At 71.5% G+C, this 24,389-nt stretch carries 20 protein-coding genes and 4 pseudogenes; 9 read left to right on the top strand and 15 right to left on the bottom strand.

From position 1 onward, the window contains the following. Window positions 1-39: 39 nt before the first annotated feature. From ACWD6N_RS26585 to ACWD6N_RS26560, 6 genes and pseudogenes are all read left to right on the top strand, one after another. The gene (locus ACWD6N_RS26585) at window positions 40-651 is read left to right on the top strand and encodes a TetR/AcrR family transcriptional regulator (protein ID WP_387322800.1); all 612 of its coding nucleotides are present in this window, start codon (window positions 40-42) and stop codon (window positions 649-651) included. A 64-nt stretch (window positions 652-715) separates the two neighbouring features. After that, window positions 716-970: pseudogene (locus tag ACWD6N_RS26580) on the top strand (AAA family ATPase); the annotation flags it as partial. Window positions 971-980: 10 nt separating this feature from the next. Continuing rightward, a complete protein-coding gene (locus tag ACWD6N_RS26575) occupies window positions 981-1,154 on the top strand; it encodes a Beta-galactosidase C-terminal domain (protein ID WP_354962500.1) in 174 nt (57 codons plus the stop codon). Next, window positions 1,151-3,235, top strand: coding sequence for an alpha-glucuronidase (locus ACWD6N_RS26570; RefSeq protein WP_387322176.1), 2,085 nt, complete (start codon window positions 1,151-1,153; stop codon window positions 3,233-3,235). Before ACWD6N_RS26575 ends, ACWD6N_RS26570 begins: the two co-directional genes overlap by 4 nt. 245 nt (window positions 3,236-3,480) lie before the next feature. Next, a pseudogene (locus ACWD6N_RS26565) lies at window positions 3,481-4,789 on the top strand (extracellular catalytic domain type 1 short-chain-length polyhydroxyalkanoate depolymerase). A 38-nt stretch (window positions 4,790-4,827) separates the two neighbouring features. Further along, the gene (locus ACWD6N_RS26560) at window positions 4,828-6,213 is read left to right on the top strand and encodes an endo-1,4-beta-xylanase (RefSeq protein WP_387322178.1); all 1,386 of its coding nucleotides are present in this window, start codon (window positions 4,828-4,830) and stop codon (window positions 6,211-6,213) included. 55 nt (window positions 6,214-6,268) lie between these two features. Here ACWD6N_RS26560 and ACWD6N_RS26555 read toward each other — a convergent pair whose 3' ends face one another. The 11 genes and pseudogenes from ACWD6N_RS26555 to ACWD6N_RS26505 all read right to left on the bottom strand — a co-directional run bounded on the left by ACWD6N_RS26555 (window position 6,269) and on the right by ACWD6N_RS26505 (window position 17,250). Further along, the gene (locus tag ACWD6N_RS26555) at window positions 6,269-7,705 is read right to left on the bottom strand and encodes a hypothetical protein (RefSeq protein ID WP_387322180.1); all 1,437 of its coding nucleotides are present in this window, start codon (window positions 7,703-7,705) and stop codon (window positions 6,269-6,271) included. A gap of 17 nt (window positions 7,706-7,722) precedes the next feature. After that, window positions 7,723-8,289, bottom strand: a complete 567-nt coding sequence (locus tag ACWD6N_RS26550; RefSeq protein WP_387322182.1) for a hypothetical protein — start codon at window positions 8,287-8,289, stop codon at window positions 7,723-7,725. A gap of 14 nt (window positions 8,290-8,303) precedes the next feature. Next, window positions 8,304-8,564 carry a hypothetical protein gene (locus ACWD6N_RS26545; RefSeq protein WP_387322184.1) on the bottom strand — a complete coding sequence of 87 codons (261 nt, stop codon included), beginning with the start codon at window positions 8,562-8,564 and terminating at the stop codon, window positions 8,304-8,306. A gap of 47 nt (window positions 8,565-8,611) precedes the next feature. Further along, window positions 8,612-11,362 (bottom strand): AAA family ATPase, encoded by a 2,751-nt coding sequence (locus ACWD6N_RS26540; RefSeq protein ID WP_387322186.1) that lies wholly within the window; start codon window positions 11,360-11,362, stop codon window positions 8,612-8,614. 515 nt (window positions 11,363-11,877) lie between these two features. Further along, window positions 11,878-12,333: an NUDIX domain-containing protein gene (locus ACWD6N_RS26535; protein ID WP_334624357.1), complete on the bottom strand. Its 456-nt coding sequence runs from the start codon at window positions 12,331-12,333 to the stop codon at window positions 11,878-11,880. Window positions 12,334-12,396: 63 nt separating this feature from the next. Beyond that, a pseudogene (locus tag ACWD6N_RS26530) lies at window positions 12,397-12,549 on the bottom strand (GNAT family N-acetyltransferase); the annotation flags it as partial. A gap of 140 nt (window positions 12,550-12,689) precedes the next feature. After that, the gene (locus ACWD6N_RS26525) at window positions 12,690-13,364 is read right to left on the bottom strand and encodes a cytidylate kinase family protein (protein ID WP_387322188.1); all 675 of its coding nucleotides are present in this window, start codon (window positions 13,362-13,364) and stop codon (window positions 12,690-12,692) included. A 442-nt stretch (window positions 13,365-13,806) separates the two neighbouring features. Next, a complete protein-coding gene (locus tag ACWD6N_RS26520) occupies window positions 13,807-14,346 on the bottom strand; it encodes a GNAT family N-acetyltransferase (protein WP_354962492.1) in 540 nt (179 codons plus the stop codon). 136 nt (window positions 14,347-14,482) lie between these two features. Further along, window positions 14,483-15,478 carry a WGR domain-containing protein gene (locus ACWD6N_RS26515; protein WP_387322190.1) on the bottom strand — a complete coding sequence of 332 codons (996 nt, stop codon included), beginning with the start codon at window positions 15,476-15,478 and terminating at the stop codon, window positions 14,483-14,485. A 91-nt stretch (window positions 15,479-15,569) separates the two neighbouring features. Next, window positions 15,570-16,814 (bottom strand): RNA polymerase sigma factor, encoded by a 1,245-nt coding sequence (locus tag ACWD6N_RS26510; RefSeq protein ID WP_387322192.1) that lies wholly within the window; start codon window positions 16,812-16,814, stop codon window positions 15,570-15,572. A gap of 55 nt (window positions 16,815-16,869) precedes the next feature. Next, window positions 16,870-17,250, bottom strand: coding sequence for a YciI family protein (locus ACWD6N_RS26505; RefSeq protein ID WP_387322194.1), 381 nt, complete (start codon window positions 17,248-17,250; stop codon window positions 16,870-16,872). 200 nt (window positions 17,251-17,450) lie between these two features. Here ACWD6N_RS26505 and ACWD6N_RS26500 point away from each other — a divergent pair, with 200 nt between their 5' ends. Beyond that, window positions 17,451-17,843, top strand: a complete 393-nt coding sequence (locus ACWD6N_RS26500) for an MmcQ/YjbR family DNA-binding protein (RefSeq protein WP_387322196.1) — start codon at window positions 17,451-17,453, stop codon at window positions 17,841-17,843. Here the strand turns inward: ACWD6N_RS26500 and ACWD6N_RS26495 are convergent. From ACWD6N_RS26495 to ACWD6N_RS26480, 4 genes are read right to left on the bottom strand one after another with little or no spacing between them, the layout of a single operon-like run. Next, on the bottom strand, window positions 17,799-18,359 hold the full coding sequence (locus ACWD6N_RS26495; RefSeq protein ID WP_387322198.1) for a hypothetical protein: 561 nt from the start codon (window positions 18,357-18,359) through the stop codon (window positions 17,799-17,801). The two genes, ACWD6N_RS26500 and ACWD6N_RS26495, sit on opposite strands and share 45 nt — an antisense overlap. 23 nt (window positions 18,360-18,382) lie before the next feature. Next, the gene (gene sthA / locus ACWD6N_RS26490) at window positions 18,383-19,786 is read right to left on the bottom strand and encodes a Si-specific NAD(P)(+) transhydrogenase (protein ID WP_354962486.1); all 1,404 of its coding nucleotides are present in this window, start codon (window positions 19,784-19,786) and stop codon (window positions 18,383-18,385) included. A 44-nt stretch (window positions 19,787-19,830) separates the two neighbouring features. Further along, window positions 19,831-20,469 (bottom strand): response regulator, encoded by a 639-nt coding sequence (locus tag ACWD6N_RS26485; RefSeq protein ID WP_387322202.1) that lies wholly within the window; start codon window positions 20,467-20,469, stop codon window positions 19,831-19,833. After that, a complete protein-coding gene (locus ACWD6N_RS26480; RefSeq protein WP_450005238.1) occupies window positions 20,466-21,317 on the bottom strand; it encodes a sensor histidine kinase in 852 nt (283 codons plus the stop codon). The genes ACWD6N_RS26485 and ACWD6N_RS26480 overlap by 4 nt, the downstream gene beginning before the upstream one ends. Before the next feature lie 8 nt (window positions 21,318-21,325). On the opposite strand from ACWD6N_RS26480, the pseudogene ACWD6N_RS26475 reads away from it, so the two are divergent. Together ACWD6N_RS26475 and ACWD6N_RS26470 are read left to right on the top strand one after the other, a co-directional pair. After that, window positions 21,326-21,811, top strand: a pseudogene (locus ACWD6N_RS26475) (ABC transporter ATP-binding protein); the annotation flags it as partial. Continuing rightward, on the top strand, window positions 21,808-24,330 hold the full coding sequence (locus ACWD6N_RS26470) for an ABC transporter permease (protein WP_450005237.1): 2,523 nt from the start codon (window positions 21,808-21,810) through the stop codon (window positions 24,328-24,330). The pseudogene ACWD6N_RS26475 and the gene ACWD6N_RS26470, both read left to right, overlap by 4 nt. The last annotated feature ends 59 nt before the right edge of the window (window positions 24,331-24,389 follow it).

Genomic DNA, 24,389 nt, shown 5'->3' with positions numbered 1-24,389 from the left:
GCGTCGGGGGACGTCATGGCGGTGAAGGGGCGGGGGCGGATGGGCGGGGTCGAGGTCGCGGGCCGGGTCGACGGGCGGACCGCCCGGGCCGAGCGCACCCGTGTGGCCATTGTCGAGGCGCACCTGGCGCTCATCTCCGAGGGGGACTTCCGGCCGACCGGGGAGCGCATCGCCGAGCGGGCCGGCATCTCGCTGCGGACCCTCTGGACCAACTTCAAGGACATGGAGACGCTCTTCGAGGCGAGCGGCGCGGAGGTGCTCCGCCAGCAGGACGCGGCCTACCGGCCGGTCTCAGCCGGGCTGCCGCTGGCGAAGCGGGTCGACGCGTACTGCCGGCAACGGGCCCGACTGCTCCAGCTCATCGCGCCTTCGGCGCGGGCCGCGCAGATGCGCGAGCCGGTCTCCGACCAGTTGCACCGCAACCGCCTCAAGCACATCGACCGGGTCCGGGACGAGGTCGAGCAGCTCTTCGCCGCCGAGCTGGCGCAGGCCGGGCGGGGCCGGGAGCAGCTGCTGAACGCGCTGGTGGCGGCGAGCATGTGGCCGGCCTGGTCGATGCTGCGCGACGGCCTGGGGTTGGGCGTGGACCAGGCCCGTGGGGTGATGGCCCGCACCGTGGGCGCGCTGCTGGCCGAGGTGACGGCCGGCTGACGCCGGCCCCGGACGATACCGCCCGCCTCTTTCCATCCGGTTACCAATAGGTGACACTGAATGCATGGTTACTGCATTAAGAGTGCAAATAACCGTGCTGCGCGGCCGGGACGACGAGTGCCGGGCTGTCCGGAACCTGCTCGACGGCGTGACCGACGGCGGTGGCGCCCTGCTGCTGCGCGGCGAGCCGGGGTCGGGCCGCACCGCGCTGGTCGACTACGCCCACCGGTCCGCCGAGCACTGCACCGTGCTGGCTGCGACCGGCCTGGCCGAGGAGGCCGCGCTGCCGTACGCCGGCCTGCAACGCCTGCTCGATCCGGTGCTCGGCCGTGCCACCGCCCTGCCCGACGCGGCTGCTGTTCCTGCTCAACCACCGCACCGAGCCGGTCGAGGTCACCGCCCGGGCCGGCGGCGTCGACCTGCTCACCGGTGACCGGGCGGAGACCGGGCAGCCGCTGCGGCTGCCGGCGTACGGGGTCGTGGTGCTGCGGGAGGACCGGTGAGCGCCGACGAAGCGCGGGTGCACGCCGCCTGGCTCCCGCCGGAGGCGTTCCGGGCGCTCGGCTCGCGCCGCGTGCTGGTGCAAGGCGACGGGATGCTCGTCGACACCGTGCTCGACGAGGTCGCCCGCGCCTGCGCCCGGTACGGCGGGCGGATGTGGCATTCCCCGTCCTGGGACGTGGACGTCGATCTGGTGCTCGCGCTCCGCGGCGCCGACGAGTTGCCGAGCGCGGCGGTGGAGGCGGCGCGGGCAGCGGGGGAGGCGGCGCTGGCGAAGGCGGGCAACGACGCGGTGCTCGGTGCCGAGGGGTTCGTGCTGGCCCGGGCGGGCGACGTGACCGCCGTGCTGGCCGACGCGCCCGCCGGCCTGCTGTACGGGCTGTTCCACCTGGTCCGGCTCGGCGCGGCGGCGTTCGACACCACCCGCCAGGCGGAACGGCACCGGCCCGCACTGCGCCGGCGGATGCTGAACCACTGGGACAACGTGGCCGTGCACCCGGTGATGGGCCAGGTGGAGCGGGGGTACGCCGGCGGCTCGATCTTCTGGCGGGTCGGACGGTCGCGCGGCGACCTGGCCCGGGTCCGGGAGTACGCGCGGCTGCTGGCCGCCTGCGGCATCAACGCGATCTCGGTGAACAACGTCAACGTGGGCCGGACCGAGGCGCGGCTGCTCACCGACCGGCTCGGCGAGGTGGCTGAGATCGCGGACGTGCTGCGCCCGTACGGCATCCGGGTGCACCTGTCGGTCACCTTCGCCGCGCCGGTGGTCCTGGGCGGCCTGCCGAACGCCGACCCGAGGGACGAGGCGGTACGGGCCTGGTGGGCCGTGACGACCCGGCAGGTGTACGAGCGCATCCCGGACTTCGGCGGCTACGTGGTGAAGGCCGACTCCGAGGGGCAACCCGGCCAGTTCACCTACGGTCGCGACCACGCCGACGGGGCGAACCTGCTCGCCGAGGCCCTCGCCCCGCACGGGGGAGTGGTGCACTGGCGGGCGTTCGTCTACAACCATCACCATGATTGGCGGGACCGGTCCACCGACCGGGCGCGTGCCGCGTACGACCACTTCGTCCCGCTCGACGGGCGGTTCGCTGCCAACGTGGTCCTGCAGGTGAAGTTCGGTCCGGTGGACTTCCAGGCACGCGAGCCGGTCTCCCCGGTGCTCGCCGCGATGCCGGCCACCCGGCTGGCGGTGGAGTTGCAGGTCACCCAGGAGTACACCGGCCAGCAGCGCCACGTCTGCCACCTCGGCCCGTGGTGGAGCGAGGTGTTGCGGTTCGCGCCGTGGGGTCCGGGCGGGCGGACAGTCGCCGACGTGGCCGCGGGGGAGGCGGGCGAGGGTGGTGGCCTGGTCGCGGTCGCCAACGTCGGCGACGACCTCTTCTGGACCGGGCACCCGCTGGCGCAGGCGAACCTGTACACCGTCGGCCGGCTCGCCTGGGATCCCCGGCTGGATCCCCGGGCGGTCCTCGACGAGTGGATCGCGCTGACCTTCCCGCCGTCGGCGATGGCCGACCCGGAGCTGGTTGGGCGGACGCTGCACGAGGTCATGGACGACTCCTGGCGCACCTATGAGCGGTACACCGCCCCGCTGGGCGTCGGCTTCATGGTTCATCCCGGTGACCACTACGGCCCCGACGTGGACGGGTACGAGTACACCCGGTGGGGCACGTACCACTTCGCGGATCGCGATGGCGTGGGTGTGGACCGCAGCCGCGCGTCGGGCACCGGCTTCGCCGGTCAGTACCCGCCGTACTGGGACCAGGTGTTCGAGTCGCCCGAGCGGTGCCCGGACGAGCTGCTGCTCTTCTTCCACCACGTCCCGTACGGGCACGTCCTGCACAACGGTTCCACGGTCATCCAGCACATCTACGACACCCACTTCGCGGGCGTCGAGGAGGTGGCGGCGATGCGGGGGCGGTGGCGGACGTTGAAGGGGTTGATCGACCCCGCCGTGTACGAGCGGGTGGAGCAGCGCCTCGACGAGCAGGTGCGCAGCGCCACCGAGTGGCGGGATCAGATCAACACCTACTTCTTCCGCAAGTCCGGCGTGCCGGACGCGCGCGGGCGTCGCATCCACTGACCCGGCGGCTTCCGGAAGCATCCCGATAACACCTCGCCGGGCAGGTCCGTCGATGGTTCGGTCGGTGCCCGTCGATGCACAGGTCACAGCCGGCCCCGGCCACCGAAAGGCTTCCGGAAGTCTTGACAATCGAGTTCTCTCGATTGAAGCTGACAAGGTCACGCGAGCCGCGGTCAGGGTCGGGCGAAGGGCAGTCCTCGACTTACTCCCCTTCCATGCGCCATTCTGCTGAGGAATCGCGAACGATGACACTGAAAACAAGAACGCTCGGCGTCGTCACGGCCGTGGTCACACTGGCCGCCGCCGCGTTGACGTTCGCCGCGCCGGCGTCGGCGGCGACGCTTACCCAGGTGACCGGCTTCGGCACCAACCCCACCAATCTCCGGATGCACCTGTACGTCCCGGACCGGGTGGCCACCCGGCCGGCGGTCCTGCTCGCCCTGCGCTACTGCACCGGATCGGGTCCGGCGTACCACTCCGGCACCCAGTACGCGTCCCTCGCCGACCGGTACGGGTTCATCGTGATCTACCCGTCGGTGACCCGCAGCAGCCTGTGCTGGGACGTGTCCTCCCCGCAGGCACTGCGCCGGGGCGGCGGCAGCGACCCCGTCGGGCTCATGTCGATGGTCGACTACGTACGGCAGCGGTTCGCCGCCGACCCGGCGCGGATCTTCGCCACCGGCACCTCGTCCGAGGCTATGATGACGAACGTCCTGCTGGGCGACTACCCGGACGTGTTCGCGGCCGGCGCGTCCTTCGCCGGGGTGCCGTTCGGCTGCTTCGCCACCGGGGGCGGCTCGGAGTGGAACAGCGAGTGCGCGAACGGACAGCTCATCAGAACCCCGCAGCAGTGGGGTGATCTGGTCCGCGAGGCCTATCCCGGTTACACGGGTCGTCGCCCACGCATGCAGATCTGGCACGGCACCAACGACGAGACGCTGCGCTACCCGAACTTCGGCGAGCAGGTCAAACAGTGGACCAACGTGCACGGGCTGAGCCAGACCCCGACGTACACCGACTCGCCGCAGTCCGGCTACACCCGCACCCGCTACGGGAGCAGTGGCGGAACGGCCCCGGTCGAGGCGATCAGCATGCAGGGCGTCTCGCACAACCTGCCGGTCGACGCGGCGCAGGTGATCCGCTTCTTCGGGCTGGACACCGGCACCCCGCCCACCACCCCGCCACCGACGACCCCGCCGCCGACGACCCCGCCCCCGACCACTCCGCCGCCGACCGGCGGTGGTTGCCGGATCGGGTACGCGGTCAACGCCTGGAACACCGGCCTCACCGCCAGCGTGACCATCACCAACACCGGTGCGACGGCGGTGAACGGATGGGCCCTGACGTTCGCGCTGCACCGGCCAGCGCATCACCAACGGCTGGAACGCGCAGTACTCCATGACGAGCGGTGCGGTGACCGCCCGCAACGTCTCCTACAACGCCGCCATCGCCCCGAACGCGTCGGTCGACATCGGCTTTCAGGCCACCCACGAGGGCGGCACCGGTAAGCCCTCGTCCTTCGCTCTGAACGGCATCGCCTGCTCGGTGGCCTGACCCCTCGGGACACCACCACCATCGATTGGAGTTGCACGATGAGAAACGCGCAATGGAAGGCGGTATCGAGAGCCGCCCTCGCGCTGACCGGGGTGAGCGCCCTCGCCGCCGGCGTGGCGATGGTCCTGGCTGCTCCCGCCGCCGCCGGCACCACGCTCGGTGCGTCCGCCGCCGAGCAGGGTCGGTATTTCGGCGCCGCGGTGGCCGCCAACAAGCTGAACGACAGCGCCTACACGACGATCCTGAACCGCGAGTTCAACTCGGTGACGCCCGAGAACGAGATGAAGATCGACGCCACCGAGCCGCAGCAGGGCCAGTTCAGCTACGGCGCGGCGGACCAGATCGTCAACCACGCGCGCACCCGCGGGATGCAGGTGCGTGGTCACGCCCTGGCCTGGCACTCGCAGCAGCCCGGCTGGATGCAGAACATGAGCGGCACCGCGCTGCGCCAGGCGATGCTCAACCACGTCACGCAGGTGGCGACGCACTTCCGGGGACAGGTCGTCGCGTGGGACGTGGTGAACGAGGCGTTCGCCGACGGTGGCTCCGGCGCCCGGCGGGACTCCAACCTCCAGCGGACCGGCAACGACTGGATCGAGGCGGCCTTCCGGGCCGCCCGGGCGGCCGACCCCGGCGCGAAGCTCTGCTACAACGACTACAACACCGACGACTGGTCACACGCCAAGACCCAGGCCGTGTACACGATGGTGCGCGACTTCAAGCAGCGTGGCGTACCCATCGACTGCGTCGGTCTCCAGTCGCACTTCAACAGCGGCTCGCCGTACCCCGGCAACTACCGCACCACGCTGTCCAGCTTCGCGGCGCTCGGCGTCGATGTGCAGATCACCGAGCTGGACATCGAGGGGGCGTCGGCGGCCACGTACCGCAGCGTCGTGCAGGACTGCCTCGCCGTGACCCGCTGTAACGGCATCACCTTCTGGGGCATCCGGGACAGCGACTCGTGGCGGGCCTCGCAGACCCCGCTGCTGTTCACCAGCGGCGGCGCCAAGAAGCCGGCGTACGACGCGGTACTCGCCGCGCTGAACAACGGGACGACCCCACCGCCGACCACCCCGCCGCCGACCACTCCGCCGCCGACGACTCCGCCCCCGACGACTCCGCCCCCGGGACCCGGTGGCTGCACCGCGACGGTGGCGGTGAACCAGTGGACGGGTGGCTTCGTGGCGACGGTGCGGGTGACGGCCGGATCAGCGGCGATCAGCTCCTGGGCGGTGACGATCACGTTGCCGTCGGGCGCGACGGTCACCAACGCCTGGAACGCCAACCGCAGCGCTGACGCCGGAACGACGCGCTGGACGAATGTGGCTTACAACGGCCGGGTCAGCGCCGGGCAGTCCACCGAGTTCGGATTCCAGGCCAACGGCACCGCCGGCGGCCTGACCCCGGCCTGCGCCGCGGGCTGACGCACACCGGCCGGTGTGGAGGATGGCCCCGAATCCTCCACACCGGCCAGGGCGGTCAGGTTCGGCAGATCTTCACGTTCGGCTGGACGTCCAGCTTGTTGAACACGTTGTCCACCCGACCGATACCCGCCTTCTCCTCGATCGAGCCGGCGTTGAACAGCCTCAGGAAGGTGTTGACCGCCTTCACCAGGCCGGCTGGGATGCTGTAGCCGACGCCGTACTCCAGGAACACGCCGAGCTGGGTGCTGCGGCACAGCTCGATCGGCGCGCCCAGGGCGGAGCCGACGGTCAACCCCACCGAGGCGGTGACCGTCGCGTACAGCCCGGCGGTGAACCCGAAGACGCCCAGGCCGGCGCGGAAAAAGGCCTGGTAGTGGACGATGATCCCGCTGACGCCGACTGATGGCCCGTAGATCGAGTCGGTGATGCTGTTGCGGACGGTGAGGTTCCACGGCTTCGTGACGCCGAAGGCGCCGTCGGCGTAGCCGAACCCGACTGAGCCGCCGAGCGACCACTCGCCGGCCGCCTTGATGTTGCCGTCCTTGGAACTGAACGCCGTCTGCACCCCGATGAGCTGGTTGGCGGTGATGGCGAACGGAACGCCGAGGATCTGACCGACCGGCACGCTGAAGTCCAGGGGGATCGGAATGCGCTTGTTGACGTTGTGCCCGGCGTCGGTGGCGCCTGCGATCTCGATCCGCAGCCCGGACATGCCGTCGATCCGCAGTTCCGCCCGACGGACCGTGCCACCCCGGATCTCCAGGTGGAACCGGGCCGACGGGCTCTTCATCAGCAGGGTGACCGTACCGGTGATGCGGATCCCGCCGCCGTTGTAGCTGAAATGTGCGCCGACCCCGTTCGCGCAGCAGATCGGGGTGACCGGAAACCCGGCGATCCCTCGTGCATCGGCCGCGGTCGCCGGTGCCACGGCGAAGGGCACGCCGACGACCGGCGTCATCGATCCGCCGCCGCCGCTGCCGGCTCCGGCCTCGGCGTCGTACTCGGCCCAGAACGGCGTGCCGGCGTCGTAGCGGATCGGATTCTCCAGGGAGACCGGACCGTCGGTGGCGAAGGTGCCGTCGCGGATCACCTGGGTGATGTCCACCGGCCCCAGGGTCACCGCCAGATCGTTCCCGTCGCGGCGGACGTCGAGCACCCGCCCGACCGACCGCCCGGTGAGGAACATGATCTTCCCCCGGGCGAGCCGGTCGGCGCCGCTGGCGTCGGGGTCGATGCGCCAGGTGAGTGCGTCGTCGGAGAGCCCGCGCACCGACCCGCCCCCGCCGCCAACGAACACCACGTCGGGCTGGTAGGTCACGTGTCGATCCGGCGCGGGCGCCGCCCCGTACCGCTGGTCTGCGCCACTGCCCCCGGCCGGTGGAACCGGTGACGTCGGGCCCGCCCCACCCCGGTCGCAGGCCGCGAGAAGCAACAGCGTCACCGCGACCAGCGCTGTCATGGCCCGGCGACCCCGGGACCCGGCTGCCAGCATGTCGCCTCCTCGCGAGCTCAGAGCCGGCCGGCGGCCGTACGGGCCACGGCTGTCAGGGCGGTGCGGTACTTCGCCGGGTCGTCGGTGCGGACCAGCCGGATGGAGACCCACACCCCGCCCTTGCTGAAGAAGACCGTGCCGTCCTCGGCGTACGCCTCGTCGCCCGCGCCGCTGACCGGGGTCAGTTCGTGCCCGAGTTCGCGCTCGATGTCGAGGAACTTCTTCGCGCCGGGGCCGACGAACACCTCGACCTGGGCGGTCGGGCCGCTGACCGGACCGGTGTAGGTGCAGGTGTCCCGGTCTGGCGCCGGCTTCTCCAGTGGGTCGTCCAACGGGGTGCCGGCCAGCTTCTCGGCGTCCTTCTTGGACACGAGGGCGCAGGCGTCGACGGTGGACGCGGCGGGCGACTCCTCGTCCGGCGTGGCGGCCGGCGGGTCGCCGTCGACCGTGGTGGCGATGCTCGGCTCGGCACCGGCCACCGGGCCGGCTGGGTCCGCGCCGCCGGCGTCGTCGGGGCCGCAGGCGACCAGCGGCAGGAGCAGCAGTGAACACCATAGGGGTGCGATCAGACGGCGCACAGTCATGCTTCCTTCGCCACTCAGGGGAGTTCCGGGTTGGTGAGGCCCGGTGGAAAGAGCCACTGGGCCGGGATCAGCCGGTCGATCCGCCAGGCGGCGGCCGCGGCGGCCGCGGCCACCACCTCCGCGTCGGGCCCCTCGACCAGCGCGATCACGACGTCGTCGGTCGGCAACCGGATGGCCGCGACCAGCCGGCAGTCCGGGGTGCCGAACACCGGCACCGTCCCGCCCGCGCTGGGGGAGCAGTCGTACTGCTCGAGTGCGAACAGGTAGCCGGCCATGAACCCGAGGCTAGGTCGCCGCGGGCGGCGAGGAATCGGGCGTTTCCCTATGCTTGCGCGTCGGCCCTGGTCATCGCGGCACCCAGCTCCGCCCGGGTGGAGATGCCGAGCTTGCGGTAGATCCGAGCGAGGTTCGCCTCGACGGTCTTCGGGCTGACGAACAGCTCGTCGGCGATGGCCCGGTTGGTCCGCCCGCGGGCGGCGAGCTGGGCCACCCGTTCCTCGGTGGGGGTGAGGTGCCGGGGCGTCGGCGGGCGTCCACCGACGCGGGCCAACTCGGCGCGGGCGCGATCCGCGAACGCGGCCGCGCCGATCACGGTGAACTCCGCGACCGCCGCCTCCAGCGCCTGCCGGGCCGGCAGCTTGCGGCGGGCCCGGCGATGCACGATGCCGGCCACGAACAGGCAGCGGGCGCGGTCCAACGGCAACACCTCCGGCGGTACGGCGTCCCGTGCCGCCGTCAGCGCGTCGAGCGCCGCGCCGGGGTCGACACCGGTGGCGCTGTCCAGCAGCGCGCGGGCCCGAGCAGCGCCCAACATCGTCCAGGGACGCGGCAACCGACGGTGTCGGGCGGTCAGCCGGGCCAGCACGGTCGCCGCCAGGTCGAGGTCGCCCACCCCGACGCACGCCTCGATCCAGTCCGGCTCGAACCGCATGGCCAGCGGCTCCACCAGCCCGTTCGCGTCGATCGTCGCGGCCAGGCCGGTGTACGCGGCGGCCGCCTCCGCCATCCGGCCGGCGGAGAGCGCCACGAATCCGGCCAACTGCTGGTGGATCCGTCGGCACCAGTCGTCGTCCAGTTCGTCGGCGAGCCGCAGGCCGGACTCGGCCACCCGGCTCGCGTCGGCCAGCCGGCCCCGGTGCGCGTCGAGCAGCGCGGCAAGCCAGGCCTCACCGACCAGGCCCGTGCCGAGCTGGTCACCCAGCTCCCGGGCCGCGCTGATGTGCCGTTCGGCGTCTTCCCACCGCCCGGCCAGCAACTCGGCCTCGCCGAGGTGGGAGAGCAGCTCGTGTTGCAGCGGCTCGTCGCCCCTCGCCTCGGCGCGGCCCAGCATCCGGTGCAGCCGCAGTCGGGCCCGCTGCGCGTCGTCGATCGACTTCCACCAGATCGCGGGCACCGTGCTCGCCAGCCACGCCGGTTCGTCGCCCTCCAGGGTGAGGGCCCGGTCCAGCAGGTCGGTACGCGGTGGCCGTCCGAGCCGTACCTCCTGGAAGAAGAGCAGGACCAGGGCGGCGGCGAGCAGGTCGTGTTCGTCGTCGCGTCCGTCCAGCAGTGCGGCGGCCGCCTCGGCGTGCTTCCGGGCCGACTCGGTGTGGTCCTGAAAGACGGCAAGGTGGGCATGGATGCGGCCGGCCAGGGCCGAGCCGGCCGGAGCCGCCGCCAACGCCCGGGTGCCGTTGTCCACCGCGACCCGGCTGGCCTCACCGGCGGACCAGGCGACGACGGCCCGCAGCAGGAGCGACTCCGCCCGTACCTCGCCGGTGAACTCGGCCGCGACCGCCTCGGCCGCCTCCCGGGCCGCCGGGAAGTCGCCGCTGTCGAACCGGCAGCGGGCCGCGGCCAGTCGCCGCCGGCCCAGGCGTGGCCGGTCGTCGACCGGGGTGAGTTGGCCCGCGCGGTCGTGCAGATCGGCGGCGAGGTCGGGCGCGCCCCGGCTGTGCCAGCGTTCGGCCGCGGCGGCGAGGGTGTCCGCGACCACCGGGTCCGGGTCCGTCGCGCAGAGCGCGAGGTGCCGGGCCCGCTCGTCCGGATCGGCGAGCAGGTCGGCGAGCTGGCGGTGCAGGCGGCGGCGGACCCCGGGCGGGATACTGGCCCGGACGGCCGCCGCGTACACCGGGTGGGTGAACCGCACGCCGTTCGGCGTCACCACGATCAGCCCGGCCTCCTCGGGCGCGTCCAGCTCGGCGGTGGACACCCCCGCCGCCGCCAGGTCGGCCAGGGTGGGCACGGTCAGCAGCGCGGCGAGCCGCACCGCGGTGCGGCTGGCCAGGGGCAGCCCGGCGAGGACGTCCGCGAGCAGGTGGTGCATGGACGCGGCCACCGGCAGGTCGTCGCCGGGTGCGGGCTGGCGCGGGAGGCGTTGCACGGCGCGGACCACCTCGATGGCCAGCAGCGGATTGCCCTCGGCCTCCCGTGCCACCCGCACGAGCATAGGCCGGCTGAGCGTGACCCCGAGCTGCCCGCGCAGGACGTGGTGTAGCGCGCCGACGTCCAGGGGAGGCACCTCGACCCGTCCGACCGGGCCGCCGACGTGACCCGCACCGAGACCGAGCGGTACGTCGTCGGGTGTGCCCTGGCCACGTCGGCGGCTCAGCAGGGTCGCCAGGCCGGTCACCCGGCGCAGGGCGTACCGCAGCGCGCGTTCGCTGGGCCGGTCCAGCCAGGGCGCGTCGTCGACCGCGAGGAGCACCGTCGGATGGGTGCTCGCCGCCGTCGCGGCCTCCAGCAATGAGCGGGTGGCCGCCCCGACCACCCGTACGTCGACCGCCTCGTGGGCGTCGCCGGAGAGGAGCACCACCTCGGCGGCGATCCGCTGTGGCCGGGGCAGCTCGGCGACCCGGTCGGCGAGCGGGCGGAGCAGGTCGGCCAGGGCAGCGTACGGGAGCTCGGATTCGGCCTCGGTCGGCGCGCAGCTCAACACCAGCCACCCGGCCTGCGTCGCGTGCGCGACCAGCGCCCGCCACAGCTCGGTCTTGCCGATGCCGGCAGGCCCTTCCAACAGCACCGGCCCAGGCTGGCTCAGGAGGCGCCAGGCCTGGTCGAACACCTCGTCCCGCCCGACGATGGCGCGTCGCATGCGGGAATTCTGGCATCGAGCAGGTCGACGGACCATCCCGCCAACGGGTGACCGGGCTGGCTCGTCGGTCGGGCCGTTGAGCAGGCGTACGGTGCCGTCCGCCCAGCACCGGTGTGCCGTGCCATTTCAGCGTGCCTGGCCTGCGGCGTCCGTGCCGCGGTTGGCTGCGCCCGGCGGCAGCACCTTGGATCGGGTCGGCTGTGCTGGACGCTCAGGCTGTGCTGGTTCGTGCCTGTCGAGCTGCCCCAGATGTGGGCCCGTGACCGTACGTCCCCGTCCCCGTCTCGGGCGCGACGCGTGCCGAACGCCGCCCCCAGCCCGGACGGTCGTAGAGCCACGTCGGTGTCGGCATTGGGACGAGCGTGTTCGTGCGGGGTGAGCTCTTCCTCCGCACGCCGGCAGCCACCGGAGCGCGTCACGGACCGTCGCCGAAGCGGGCTAGCGCCGACAACCGGATCTGTCGATGACCGGATGCAGGGGATTCAACCGGACGGAGGTGCCGAGCAGCGATGGATCTACGGGCCGCTCGGCGATGCGGTTGTCCGTGCTTCGTCGCGACGAGGCAGCCGGTCAGGCTCAGGCAGGGAACGAAGCAATGCCGGCAGGGCGCCAAACACGAGGGGAAGGCCGCCCAGCTCGCTGATCCCGACCCATGCGATGTCGTCATGCTCCTCAGGTGCACGGTTGGTGGGAGAGCCGACCCAGTCTCTGATTTGCCAGACGCCCACGTGGACGGCGTCCTCGCCACTGCCGGCATGCAGGTCGCCCAACCGTGACGAGGACTCCGCCACAATGTGAACCCCTAGCTCCTCGTGCATCTCACGCGCGAGGGCCTGTAGTTCCGACTCACCCGCTTCGACGTGCCCCCCGGGCAGATCCCAGAGATCCGGGTATGCCCGGCGGGTCGGGCTGCGGTGTACCAGCAGGACCGCGCCGTTCTCCACGAGTGCGCCGCAGACGACGACATGCATGACGGGATTAGAGCACAGGGATAGGACAAGCTCGCTCCAGCCAGAGGGCACGCGCTGGCGGAATCCCAGCGCCCGCGCCACTCGGCGCGACGGTTCCGGTCGAGCCCGCCACTGCGGCAGCAGATGGTTCGCCAAACCGTCCGCGGCTGCGACGGAGGCAACGGCACGTGCCAGCCCGCGCCCACGGTGATTCGGCTTTGTAGGCCATGGAGGCATCCTCACGCCTGGCCCAGTGTTCACGCCACCGAGTTCGCAGCTGTCAGGGTCGGCACCCACATTGGCCGCAGACCGTACGCTACGCAGCCGTCGCCATAACTGCACCAAGCCCGCACCCGGTCGTGCCGAACTGAGTGCGGTCAGTGTGTTCGGGTTTCCCAGGCCGGCTGCTGGGGCTCGTCGTTGTGCACGATGATGTCGACGTGATCGGTTGGGCGGACCGTAGCGAAGTAGAGCTGTTGGGAGGGGATGTATCGCTCGCGCCAGCGCCGTTCGACGTCCGCCCGAGATGACACCCGGCGCTCTCGGGTCACGGCACGATCCACGGTCTTCTCGAGCGCGGTCGACACGAAGATGCGCAGGTCCCACCGATCAATCAGTTCCGGGCGCATGAGGAAGACGCCGTCGAAGACCAGCACCGCGTCGGCGGGCGCAGTCGTGACCGGCGGGGACAACGCGGTATCCGCGGTGCGGTCGTAGACCGCGTTTTGGAAGCGTCGATCTCCGCCCGGACCGAGCGGATCGAGCAGAACCCGGTTCAGCGCATCGTAGTCGTGGGCGTCGAAGTAGCAGCCTTCAGCCGAGTACTCGCCGCGCGGATAGCGCCGCGCCCGGGGGAAGAGGAAATCGTCGATCGTCGCGCGGATGACGTCGCGGCCCTGTGTGCGCAAGACGAGGGCCAGCTCGTCGGCGAGGGTGGTCTTGCCTGCGGCGGGCGGTCCGTCGATGGCAACCCGCGTCGGGTGTGCGGCTGTGACGGACCCGACTGCCTCAGCCAAGCGGCCGAGCACCTCGTCGCGGGTGCCTTGGTCCATGTCCTGCCCCGTCCTGGTCTGGCGAAGGTCGCCGTGTCGCGCCGACCTTCTGTCTGACAGCCCCTTCGCGAGCGCGCCACTCCCCGAGCCAGCGGGAATGCCCCGATGCGGAAGTGGCTTCGGTCGCGGCGCAAACGGTCTGTCATGCCGCGGCTTCGTCATCCTCGACGCTGACGACGGCGGGCGCTGGTCGCTCAGTACAGCGTGACCGCTCATACCGGCGACCGTGCGCACAGCACGGCAACGGGTGGACGTCGCCTCGCCGCGGATGGACGTGCGGTGGCGCCCGACGCACGATCGCGCCGATGAGCGCAATGTGCCCTATGTGGTGTAGCCAGGGCCCCGAGGAAGATGCGAATCGCTCCCAGGGTGGACGGCAACCCCGACGTGCCTCGGACGCCTGAGCCGCCCGATCACGACCGGACGTCGCCGCGCCGGCCGGCTACGGCGTCCAGTCGCGTCGGAGCAGACCGTAGATCACCATGTCTACGAAGCCGTCGCCGTCGTACTCGCGCTCCCGCTGGGTGCCTTCGTGCGTGAAGCCGCACGTCTCCGCGGTCCGCCGCATGGCCGTGTTGCTGGCCAGCGTCTCCAATTCCAGACGGCGTAGGTTGCGGTTGCGGAAACCGTACCGGCAGAGCAGCCGGATCACCTCGGTCCCGTACCCCTGGCCACGCGCCTCGGGTAGCAGCGAGATGCCGAGGTGGGCGTACTGATTGAACGCGTTGATCCCCCACAGCACGCTGCCACCGAGGAAAGTGCCGTCGGCCACGGTTTCGGCCAGCAGCGACACCGTGGTCTGGCCGTCGGGCGGCTCGGTGACCTGCTTCTCCAGCCGGGCCCGAACCTGGCCGACGTGGCGCGGCAGGAACGGCTCGCCGTCTGTGATCAGGTGCAACTCGGGATCACCGTACAGGCGGAACATGTTCGGCGCGTCGTCGGGCGTAGGCGGGCGCAGTCGGACCCGGTCGGTGGCGAACATGCCGCGACGCTAACAGCCGGCATGGAGATCCACGACCGGGTTAGACCGGGGCATCCGGACCGCGAGAGGGTGCTGGTCTCCGAGCCGCGGCGTACCAATATGACGAGATGAGTGCGTTGCTTATCCCGCCGAGCAGCTATACCGCAGGGTGGGAGTCGAGCAGGAATTGGTGCAGGTCGCCGGGGGCAGCGAGATTGGTTGGGGTCAGCCGACGGACCTCGCCGCGGAAGGACCGGAGTTCCAGCCAGCTGTCAGATGCGGCTGCCGCGAGCTTGGGCAGCAGGGTGTCCAGGCGGGGGCGTGGGTACACCTTGAACGTGCGATCGCGCTCGGGGTAGGGGCCTTGGATGTCGAAGCGCAGGTCGACGACCGGATGCGGTCGACGCGCCCAGTCGCTGTAGGGCAGCGCCCCGTGCCCGTGGATCCGGGCGTCGACGAAGGCCTCCGCATCGGCGTCGCCGATCTCGCAGTCGTAGATCGGAAAGACGGTGGCCACCTTGGCTGCGATCGTCGGGTGAGCGACGGCGGCTTGACCCAGCGCGGGCGAGCACAGCAGCGCGTGGCTGAACGGCCCTGCCGGGCGCGACAGGGCGATCTTGTGATGCGATTGCCCGTCGAAGGGAAGGTCGCGAACGGTGACGACCGTCTCCAGGAACTCCGCGACGGACTCCGGTCGATGCGACGATTCGCGGACGTTGAACGCGAGAGCGCCGAGGCCCTGGTCACGCAAGATCAGGTAGCGGTAGAACCCTTTACCCGGAGACTTCGGATAGATCTGTGCGTGGCAAACCACGTCACGGAATTCCTCCACGGGCCGATAATGCGGTCGCGGAAGCCCGTAAGCCCGCTTCGCTACCGCGTCGGCGATAGTCTCTACCACGAGCGCGTCCGGGTCGCCGATCGGTGCGGGTAGGCCGGCTACCTCGAGGAAGCCCTTGCGAAGCTGCCCCCTGATCTTCTTCTCGACGTGCGACTTCGCGTGACGCTCATCCAGCAATGCCACGGTCGTCGACCCGCCACGACGGCTACCGTCACGGCCCCAACTTATGAAGCAGCGGATGTCTTCCTGACGAATCTGCCAGAACTCACAGGCACCGCCTTGGACCCGCTCGAACCGCCGCCAATGGCCCACCCAACGCCCACCTTCCTGCCGCGGCGACCCTACCAACGACGCCCGCTCATCCCGCGAACCGGTGCTGGAACGGGCTGGCTCCACGTGTCGGTCAGCCGGCGAGCTGGTCGCGGCGACGGGTGAGGTAGGCCCGCTCGGCGGGGTTGCCGGCGAGACCGATGGCCCGGTCGTACGCCGCCCGCGACTCGCCGCCGCGCCGGAGTCGCCGCAGCAGGTCGGCGCGGGCGGCGTGGAAGGCGTGATAGCCGTCGAGGATCTCGGCGAGCCGGTCGATCTCGGCGAGCCCGACCTCGGGTCCGTCGACCTCGGCGACCGCGACCGCCCGGTTGAGCCGCACGATCGGTGAGGGGTCGAGCAGCATCATGCGGCCGTAGAGGGCGGCGATGGTGGACCAGTCGGTGTCTCGGGCGGATGGGGCATCCATGTGGACCACGTTGATCGCGGCCTGCAGTTGGTAGCGCCCCGCTGGGTCACCGCCGGCCGCCACCGCCTCGACCCGCTCGCGGATCAAGGCTCTGCCCTCGGCGATGAGGGTGCGGTCCCAGGCGCCGCGGTCCTGCTCGTCGAGGGTCACCAGTTCCCCGGTGCGGGACACGCGCGCCGGCCGCCGGGCGTCGGTGAGGAGCATCAGGGCAAGCAGGCCGGCTACCTCGCCGTCGTCCGGCAGGAGAGTTCGGAGCAGGCGGCCAAGGCGGATCGCCTCGTCGGTGAGGTCGACGCGCACCGGCTCTTCCCCCTCGGTGGCGAGATAGCCCTCGTTGAAGACGAGGTAGACGACCGCGAGCACACCGGCGAGCCGCTCGCGGATGTCGTCGTCCCTGGGCACCCGGTAGGGAATGTGTGCTGCCTTGATCTTTGCCTTGGCGCGGGTGATCCGTCGCGCCATCGTGGTCTCCTGCACCAGAAAGGCGCGGGCGATCTCGGGGACGGTGAGGCCGCCGAGCAGGCGCAGGGTGAGCGCCACCCGGGCCTCCAACGCGAGCGCAGGGTGGCAGCAGGTGAAGACCAGTCTGAGCCGGTCGTCCTCGACCGGGCCGGTCGGCTCATGAGGGGTGTCGTCGTACACGATCCGGGCCGCCTCGTGCTTGGCGTCGCGCTGCGATTCGCGACGGAGCCGATCGATCGCCTTGCGGGTCGCGGTGGTGGCGAGCCAACCGCCGGGACTGGGCGGTACGCCGTCACGCGGCCACCGCTCCGCCGCCGCTACGAACGCCTCGGCCGTCGCTTCCTCGGCGACGTCGAGGTCGCCGAAACGGCGCGCGAGGCCGGCGACCACCCGCGCCCACTCCTCGTGGTGGACACGGGTGATCGCCTGCTCGACGGTGGGATCGGTCACGGCTCCGGCAGCGCTCGGACGGATTTCTCGGACAGCAGGTGCCTGGGCGCCGCGTTCACTCCTTCCCGGAGCCGTCACGCCGGGCCTCCCCGGGACCTCGGAACCGGTGCACCTCCTGCGGCCAGTCGAGCACGGTCGCGAGCCGGCCGGCCCAGTATCGCGCCCCTGCGTCGTCGGGCACGTCCACGACGGCGAAGCCGCCGAGGTGCTCCTTGGTCTCGACGTACGGGCCGTCGGTGAAGACGGGCTTGCCGTCAACCCGCTCGACACTGCACACCGCGGTGGACCGGTCGAGCCCGCCGTTGCTGAAGATCAGGACACCCTCGGCCTGCATCTCCTCGATCACGACCCGGGCGGCCGTGCCCTTCTCGCGTATCTCCTCCGCCGTGTGGTCGGGCACCCACTCGTCGTTGAAGGTGATCAGGTACTCCGTCATGGTCGTCTCCTCTCAGTCCCCGGACGAGGGCCTTTCTCGACTCCTCGTGTCCGTCGGCCCAGCCGGCCGCCGCACCACTGGTTCCACGAACGGCTGCGCCTCGATACGACACCATCCCGGAAACTCATCTTCAAGGCAGCCCTGGCGGCAGGACACCACTGCGGTCCACCGTGTGTTTACCTTCCGATATGCCGCACCCCATGATGTTTGACGAGGCAGACCCACTCCTGAGCCGGCTGCGGGCGCTCGCCCTGGCCTTCCCCGACGCGGCCGAGAAGATCTCCCACGGCCATCCCGCCTTCTTCACCACCAAGGTCTTCGCCTACTACGGGGGATCGGTGAAAGTCGACGGGGTCCATCGGCAGCATGAACATTCGTTGCTCGTGCTGGTTGATCCCGACGAGCGAGTGGCGCTGTTGGACGAGGAGCGCTGCTTCGTGCCGGCCTACCTGGGTCCCTACGGGTGGATCGGGGTAGACCTGGCCGGAGACACCGACTGGGACGAAGTCGACGAGTTACTCGACGCCAGCTACCGACGTACGGCCGGGCTACGCAGGGTTGCCGTGCTCGACTCCCGGCGTTCCCGACCGTGATGCTGTGTGCGTGATCTCAGTGGCGCCGTGGGCCCACGACCCCTCGAACCAGGATTCGTGTTCCGTGCCGTAGAGCGACTCATACTGCACCCGAATTGTGATTCGCTGCGTCACCGCCGTCCAGAAATCGGCGTCTCTCGCGGGGTCATACGCCTCAAGAGCAAAGATCATCATCTCGTGACCGACCGGGATGTGCCTGCCGGGACGGAGTGACACGAAGTGCGGCCAGAGCGGGAAGGTGCCGCGCAGGGGGTCGACGACGTGCTTCTCCCATGGGCCGACGGCTTCGCCGTCAAGGAACAGCATGGTGGTTTTGATGATGGCTGGCCCGAGGCCGGCATTGGTGATTTTGATGCCTGCCGTATGCCCGTCGTGTCGTAGGCATTCGAAGCCCAACAAAGGTCGGACGGACTGCCAGTTGTGTCGCCGCGTCGCCCTCATCTCCCCGATCGACACCACCAGGGAAGCGATAGCGATCGTCGTCGCGCAAGCCGCGATGATTGAGCTTGCATCCATGCGTTCTCCCGACCTGGAGGGGTTCAGCCGTCGATGCGGGTGATGTTGCGGATCTTGTTGGACGCGTCCAGGGCGGCCACCTTGTACGCCTCGGCCAGCGTCGGGTAGTTGAACACCGCGTCGACCAGGTAGTCGATCGTGCCGCCGCAGCCGATCACGGCCTGCCCGATGTGGACGATCTCGGTGGCGGCCGTCCCGAACACGTGCACGCCGAGCAGCCGGCCGTCGTCGGGTGAGACGAGCAGCTTCAGCATCCCGTACGAGTCACCCACGATCTGGCCGCGAGCCAGCTCGCGGTAGCGCGCGATGCCCACCTCGAACGGCGTCGACGTGTCGGTCAACTGCGCCTCGGTCTGCCCCACGAAGCTGATCTCCGGAATCGTGTAGATGCCGATCGGCTGAAGGCCGTGCATCTCCCGGATCGGCTCGCCGCAGGCGTGCTGCGCGGCCAGCCGGCCCTGCTCCATCGACGTGGACGCGAGGGCCGGGAAGCCGATCACGTCACCGACCGCGTAGATGTTCTCCACCGAGGTGCGGTAGTTGGCGTCCACCTTGATCCGGCCGCGCCGGTCCGCCTCCAGCCCGGCTGCCTCCAGAGCGAGGTCGTCGGTCTGGCCCTGCCGACCGGCCGAGTACATGACCGTGTCCGCGACGATCTTCTTGCCGCTCTTCAGGATGCACAGCGCCGCAGTCTGGTGTTTCTCGACGGCGGCGACCTCCTCGCCGAAGCGGAACGCCACGGACAGGTCGCGCAGGTGGTACTTGAGCGACTCGACGATCTCCTCGTCGCAGAATTCGAGCATCCGGTCCCGGCGTTCCACCACGGTCACCTTGGTGCCGAGGGCGGCGAACATGGACGCGTACTCCATGCCGATGACACCGGCGCCGACCACGACCATGCTGCGGGGTACGGCCTGGAGGTTGATGACGCCGTCGGAGTCCACGATGGTCCGATCGTCGAAGTCGACGCTGTCCGGGCGGGCCGGGCGAGTGCCCGCCGCGATGATGATTTTGTCGAACGTCACCCTGGACTCGCGGCCGGAGCCGCCGTCGACCCAGATCGAGTGCGCGTCCGCGAACCTGCCGGTGCCGGTGATCATCGCGACCCGGTTGCGGGCGAGCTGGTTGCGGATGACGTCGGTCTGCCGGGTGATCACGTGCTGGGTCCGGGCGGCCAGGTCGCTGACCGTGATCTCCTCCTTGACCCGGTAGCTGCTGCCGTAGAGGTCCCGCTGGCTGAGCCCGGTCAGATAGAGCACAGCCTCGCGCAGCGTCTTGGACGGGACGGTGCCGGTGTTGATGCACACCCCACCGATCATGTCGCGGCGGTCCACGATGCCGACCCGCCTGCCGAGCTTGGCGGCGGCGATCGCGGCCTTCTGCCCGCTGGGTCCGGAGCCCAGCACCACCAGGTCGTAGTCATACACAACCGTTAGCGTCGCAAGATGTCGGCACCCGCGCCAGACCCGGATCAGCCGATGAGGCGGCGTTCCCAGGCCCAGGCGGCGATCTCGACCCGGTTGCGGGCCTTGAGCTTCATCTGCACGCTGGCCAGGTGGGTCTTGACCGTGCCGACCGCGATGAAGAGCTGCGTGGCGATCTCGGCGTTGGTCAGGCCCCGGGCGACGAGCTTCACGACGTCGAGTTCCCGCGGGGACAGGCCGGCGTCGTCGCGCGCCGGAGCGGGTGAGCTGAGGTGCTCCAGCAGTCGTACCGTGATCGACGGGCTGATCAGCGCGTCACCGGAGACGGCCGCGCGGACCGCTTCCACCAGCAGCGCCGGGCCGGAGTCCTTGAGCAGGAAACCGCAGGCGCCGTTGGAGAGCGCGGTGTGCACGTACTCGTCCAGGTCGAAGGTCGTCACCACGACCACCCGGACCGGGTCGGCGACGCCCGGCCCGGCGAGCAGCCGCAACGCTTCGAGGCCGTCGAGGCGGGGCATCCGGATGTCCAGCAGCACCACGTCCGGGCGGAGTCGCCGGGCCAGCTCGACGGCGACGACCCCGTCGGCGGCCTCGCCGATCACCTCCATGTCCGGCTGTGCCCCGATGATCATTCCGAAGCCGGTGCGGACCATCGCCTGGTCGTCGGCGATCAGCACCCGGATCATCGGCTCACCGCCGTGCGCAGCGGGAACGCCGCATCGAGCACCCAGCCGCCGGTGACGCCAGGCCCGGCGGAGATCGTGCCGCCGAGGGCGCGTACCCGTTCGGTGAGGCCGATCAGGCCGAAGCCGTGTCCCCGGGTCGGCGTGGTGCGCGCCGATGCGCCGTCGTCGGCCACCCGGACCAGCAACCAGTCGGGGGTACGTCGCACCGCCACGTCCACGGACCGGGCGTCCGGCGCGTGCTGACGGGTGTTGGTCAGCCCCTCCATCACCACCCGGTACGCCGAGGTCGAGACCTCCACCGGCAGCCCGTCCAGGTCGCCGTCGACGTGTAGCCGTGCCGGTGCGCTCGCCGTGCCGTTGAACCCCGTCAGCAGCGGCGCCAGGTCCGCCACACCGGCCAGCGGGGCCAGCGGCGCGTCCGGCGGGGCGTCCGGGTTGCGCAGGATCCCCACCATCCGCCGCATCGACGCCATCGTCTCCGCGCCGGCCCGCTCGATCTGCTCCAGGGCGACGATCACCCGCTGCGGGTCCTGCTCGGCGACGAACCGGGCACCCTGCGCCTGCACCACGATGCCGGTCACGTGGTGGGCGATGAAGTCGTGCAGGTCACGGCCGAACTCGGCGCGCTGCTCGGCCCGGACCAGCGCGATCGCCCGCTCCCGACCGGCGGCGATGATCCGCAGGTAGAGCCCCACCCCGGCGGCGCCGGCCGCGGCGAGCACCTGAAGCAGACCGAAGATCACGAGCAGGCTGTCGGTGCCGGTGCGCAGCGGCACCGCGGCGACGGCCAGTCCGGCGGCCACCGCCGCCCACGGGGCGAGACGGGGCGCGCCCCAGCGGGTCACCACGAAAACGACCCCGCCGCGAGCGGATCGGGTTCGTCTTCCAGTCCTTCAACCTGCTGCCGCAGCTCACCGCCGCGCAGAACATCACCCTGCCGCTGGATCTCGCCGGCCGGCAGCCCGACGCGGAACTCTTCGCACACCTGGTCGGCGTGCTGGGGCTCGGCCAGCGGCTCCGGCACCGCCCCAGCGAGCTCTCCGGTGGCCAGCAGCAGCGGGTCGCGCTGGCCCGGGCGCTGGTGGCGCGCCCCGAGGTGGTCTTCGCCGACGAGCCGACCGGCAACCTCGACTCCCGCTCCGGCGCGGAGGTGCTCACCATCCTGCGCGACTCGGTACGCGACCTCGGCCAGACCGTCGTCATGGTCACCCACGACCCGATCGCCGCCGCGTACGCCGACCGGGTGGTGCTGCTCGCCGACGGCCGGGTCGCCGGGGAGATCGACAAGCCGGACCAGATGTCGGTCACCGACGCGCTGCGTGATCTGGCGGCCGGCGCGTGAGGGCGACGGTGCTGCGTACCCAGACGAGCGCCGCGGCCCGGCGCCCCGGCCGGCTGGTCCTGACCGGGCTGGCGATCCTGGTCGCGTCGTTCGTCGTCTTCGGCACCGTGCTGGTGCAGCAGATCACCGAACGGACCGTGCGGGACAACCTCAGCGGCACCCCGGCCGCCACCGACCTGGTGATCGGCGACTCCGAGCAGCCGCCACCCACCGTGACGGACCTGCAGCACGTTCGCGCCGTGCCCGGTGTGGCCGAGGCGGTGGGCCGGGTGGCGATCGGGGTCTCCCTCGGCGAGGGATACCTCAACCTGCAGGCCGACCCCGGCACCGGCCCGCTGGCCACGGTCCAGGTGGTCGAGGGCAGCTATCCCGAGGGCCCCGGCGAGATCGCGATCACCCCGCGTACCGCCGAGCGGCTCGGGCTCCGGGTCGGCAGCACGACCAACGGCACGGCCGGTGAACTCACCACGCCGACCCGGCTCACCGTGACCGGCGTGGTCGAAACCGCAGTCGACGCCGGCTCCGACGCGTACGCCCCGGACCGTCTCGTGATCTCCTGGGCGACCGTGGAGCGCGTCGATGTGCGGGCGGCCCCGGGCGAGTCGGAGGCCGTCCGTCAACGGGTGACCGAGGTGGTCGCGGCAGGCCAGCCGGTCCGCTCCGGCGCGGAGGTACGCCAGGCGGAGGCCGACGCGGCGGCCCAGGAGATCGGGAGGCTCTTCATCCTGGTCGGCATGTTCGTCTCGATCGCGGTCGTCGCGGCCGCGCTGGTGGTCACCTCGACCTTCCGCATCGTCTTCGCCCAGCGGATGCGGCAGCTGGCGCTGCTGCGCGCGGTCGGCGCGAACCGGGGCACCCTGGTCGGGGCGTTGACCGCCGAGGGAGCCCTGACCGGGTTCGTCGCCGGCGTCGTCGGCGTCGCCAGCGCCCTCGCCCTCGGGTACGCGCTGCCGGCGGTCCTGCGCTCCACCGGCCACGCGGTCTCGTCGCCGGGCCTGCCACTGGCGGCGGCGGTCGCGGTGGTGATCGGCGCCGTCGTGATCACCGTGCTGGCCGTTCTGGCGCCGGCACTCTCGGCCGCCCGCGTCTCCCCCCTGGAGGCACTGCGCACGGCGAGCACCACCGCCGGTCGGCGCGGCATCGGCGTACTGCGCCTGGTGTTCGGGTTGCTCCTGGTCGCCGGCGCGGCCCTGGCCGCTGTCGCGACGATCAGCCAGTTGCCGGAGCCGGAGCAGCGGTCGTACGACCCGACGGAGCCGCTGCTCCTGCTGGTCGGGTCCGATGCGCTGGCGTTCTTCGCGTTGGTCGCGCTCGGGCCGCTGCTGGTGCGTCCGGTGCTGGCCGTGGTGGGTTGGCCGCTGCGCCAGCTCGGGTCGCTCGGGCGGATGTCGGTCGGCGGGATCGGCGGGGCGCCGCGCCGGGCGGCAGCGGTCTCCGTCGTGGTCGCGCTCGGCGTGACCCTGATCTCCGGGGTGGTCATCGGCGGCGCGTCGCTGCAGGTGCTCGCCGAGCGCGAGATGGCGCTCTCGGCACCGAGCGACTTCGAGGTCACCAGCAACGGTGGGACACTGCCGGCCGCTGTCGTGACCCGGGCCGAGGCAGCGCGGGGCGCGCTGTCCCGAGTGGTGCCCTACCGGCGCATCGACGACGTCACGCTGATGCGCGGTGCCGACAGGCTCGGCGACGCCGAGTTCGGGTACCCGACGAACGACCTGGACCTGGCGGTGTTGCCGAGCACCGGCGATCTGGACGTGGCGGAGGGCACGCTGGCCGACCGCGGCCCCGGCCGGATCGTGCTGAACAGCTGGGTCGCCGGGAACGCCGGTCTTCGGGCCGGCGACGCCGTCACGCTCGCCATCGCCGCGCGCAGGGTCGACGTGCGGGTGGCCGCGGTCCTGCCCGGCGACGGCCCGCTGCACGCGGGCATCCTCACCGACCGGGCTGACCTGGACCGGCTCGGCGTGCCGACGGCGTACACCGGTCTGCTGGCCGACGCGGCCGGCTCCGGCGAGGACGGCCGCACCGCCGGCGTGCGGGCGCTGCGGCAGGCGATCGGGGGCAGCGAGGGGGTGGGCCTCGCGGTGCTCGCCGACGAACGGGACCGCAACGACGAGGTGGTGAGCACCCTGGTCTGGATCGCGGTCGGCCTGGTCGGCCTGACCGTGCTGATCGCGGTCGTCGGCGTCGGCTCCACGACCGCGCTCTCGGTGGTGGAGCGGGTACGCGAGTCCGGGTTGCTTCGGGCGATCGGCCTGTCCCGGCCCGGCCTGCGCACGATGCTGACCGTCGAGTCCGGCCTCTACGGGGTGATCGGTGCGACCATCGGTCTGCTGCTCGGCGTCCCGTACGCCTGGTTGGCGGTCCAGACCCTCGGAATCAACGCGCCGCTGACCGTGCCGGTGCTGCCGCTGGTCGGGCTCTTCGTGGCGCTGATCGTCCTGACCGCGTTGGCCGGGGTACTGCCGGCCCGGCGGGCGTCGCGGGTCAGCCCGGTGGTGGCGCTGGGGGCCGATGGCTGAGCACCGCCGCGGGGGGGGGGGGGGGGCGCCGGCGCGCGCCCCCGGCCGCCCGGGCGGGC

The sequence above is a fragment of the Micromonospora sp. NPDC005163 genome (assembly GCF_053599835.1).
The sequence above is the reverse complement of the archived record's forward strand: the minus strand, read 5'-3'. Positions and strand labels throughout refer to the sequence as shown.

What these genes read in the sequence shown, in the direction of transcription:
- ACWD6N_RS26585 (WP_387322800.1), top strand. Translation starts at nt 40, where the DNA reads ATGGGCGGGGTCGAGGTCGCGGGCCGGGTCGACGGGCGGACCGCCCGG.
- ACWD6N_RS26560 (WP_387322178.1), top strand. Translation starts at nt 4,828, where the DNA reads ATGAGAAACGCGCAATGGAAGGCGGTATCGAGAGCCGCCCTCGCGCTG.
- ACWD6N_RS26555 (WP_387322180.1), bottom strand. Translation starts at nt 7,705, where the DNA reads ATGCTGGCAGCCGGGTCCCGGGGTCGCCGGGCCATGACAGCGCTGGTC.
- ACWD6N_RS26550 (WP_387322182.1), bottom strand. Translation starts at nt 8,289, where the DNA reads ATGACTGTGCGCCGTCTGATCGCACCCCTATGGTGTTCACTGCTGCTC.
- ACWD6N_RS26545 (WP_387322184.1), bottom strand. Translation starts at nt 8,564, where the DNA reads ATGGCCGGCTACCTGTTCGCACTCGAGCAGTACGACTGCTCCCCCAGC.
- ACWD6N_RS26540 (WP_387322186.1), bottom strand. Translation starts at nt 11,362, where the DNA reads ATGCGACGCGCCATCGTCGGGCGGGACGAGGTGTTCGACCAGGCCTGG.
- ACWD6N_RS26535 (WP_334624357.1), bottom strand. Translation starts at nt 12,333, where the DNA reads ATGCATGTCGTCGTCTGCGGCGCACTCGTGGAGAACGGCGCGGTCCTG.
- ACWD6N_RS26525 (WP_387322188.1), bottom strand. Translation starts at nt 13,364, where the DNA reads ATGGACCAAGGCACCCGCGACGAGGTGCTCGGCCGCTTGGCTGAGGCA.
- ACWD6N_RS26520 (WP_354962492.1), bottom strand. Translation starts at nt 14,346, where the DNA reads ATGTTCGCCACCGACCGGGTCCGACTGCGCCCGCCTACGCCCGACGAC.
- ACWD6N_RS26505 (WP_387322194.1), bottom strand. Translation starts at nt 17,250, where the DNA reads ATGACGGAGTACCTGATCACCTTCAACGACGAGTGGGTGCCCGACCAC.
- ACWD6N_RS26500 (WP_387322196.1), top strand. Translation starts at nt 17,451, where the DNA reads ATGATGTTTGACGAGGCAGACCCACTCCTGAGCCGGCTGCGGGCGCTC.
- ACWD6N_RS26495 (WP_387322198.1), bottom strand. Translation starts at nt 18,359, where the DNA reads ATGGATGCAAGCTCAATCATCGCGGCTTGCGCGACGACGATCGCTATC.
- ACWD6N_RS26485 (WP_387322202.1), bottom strand. Translation starts at nt 20,469, where the DNA reads ATGATCCGGGTGCTGATCGCCGACGACCAGGCGATGGTCCGCACCGGC.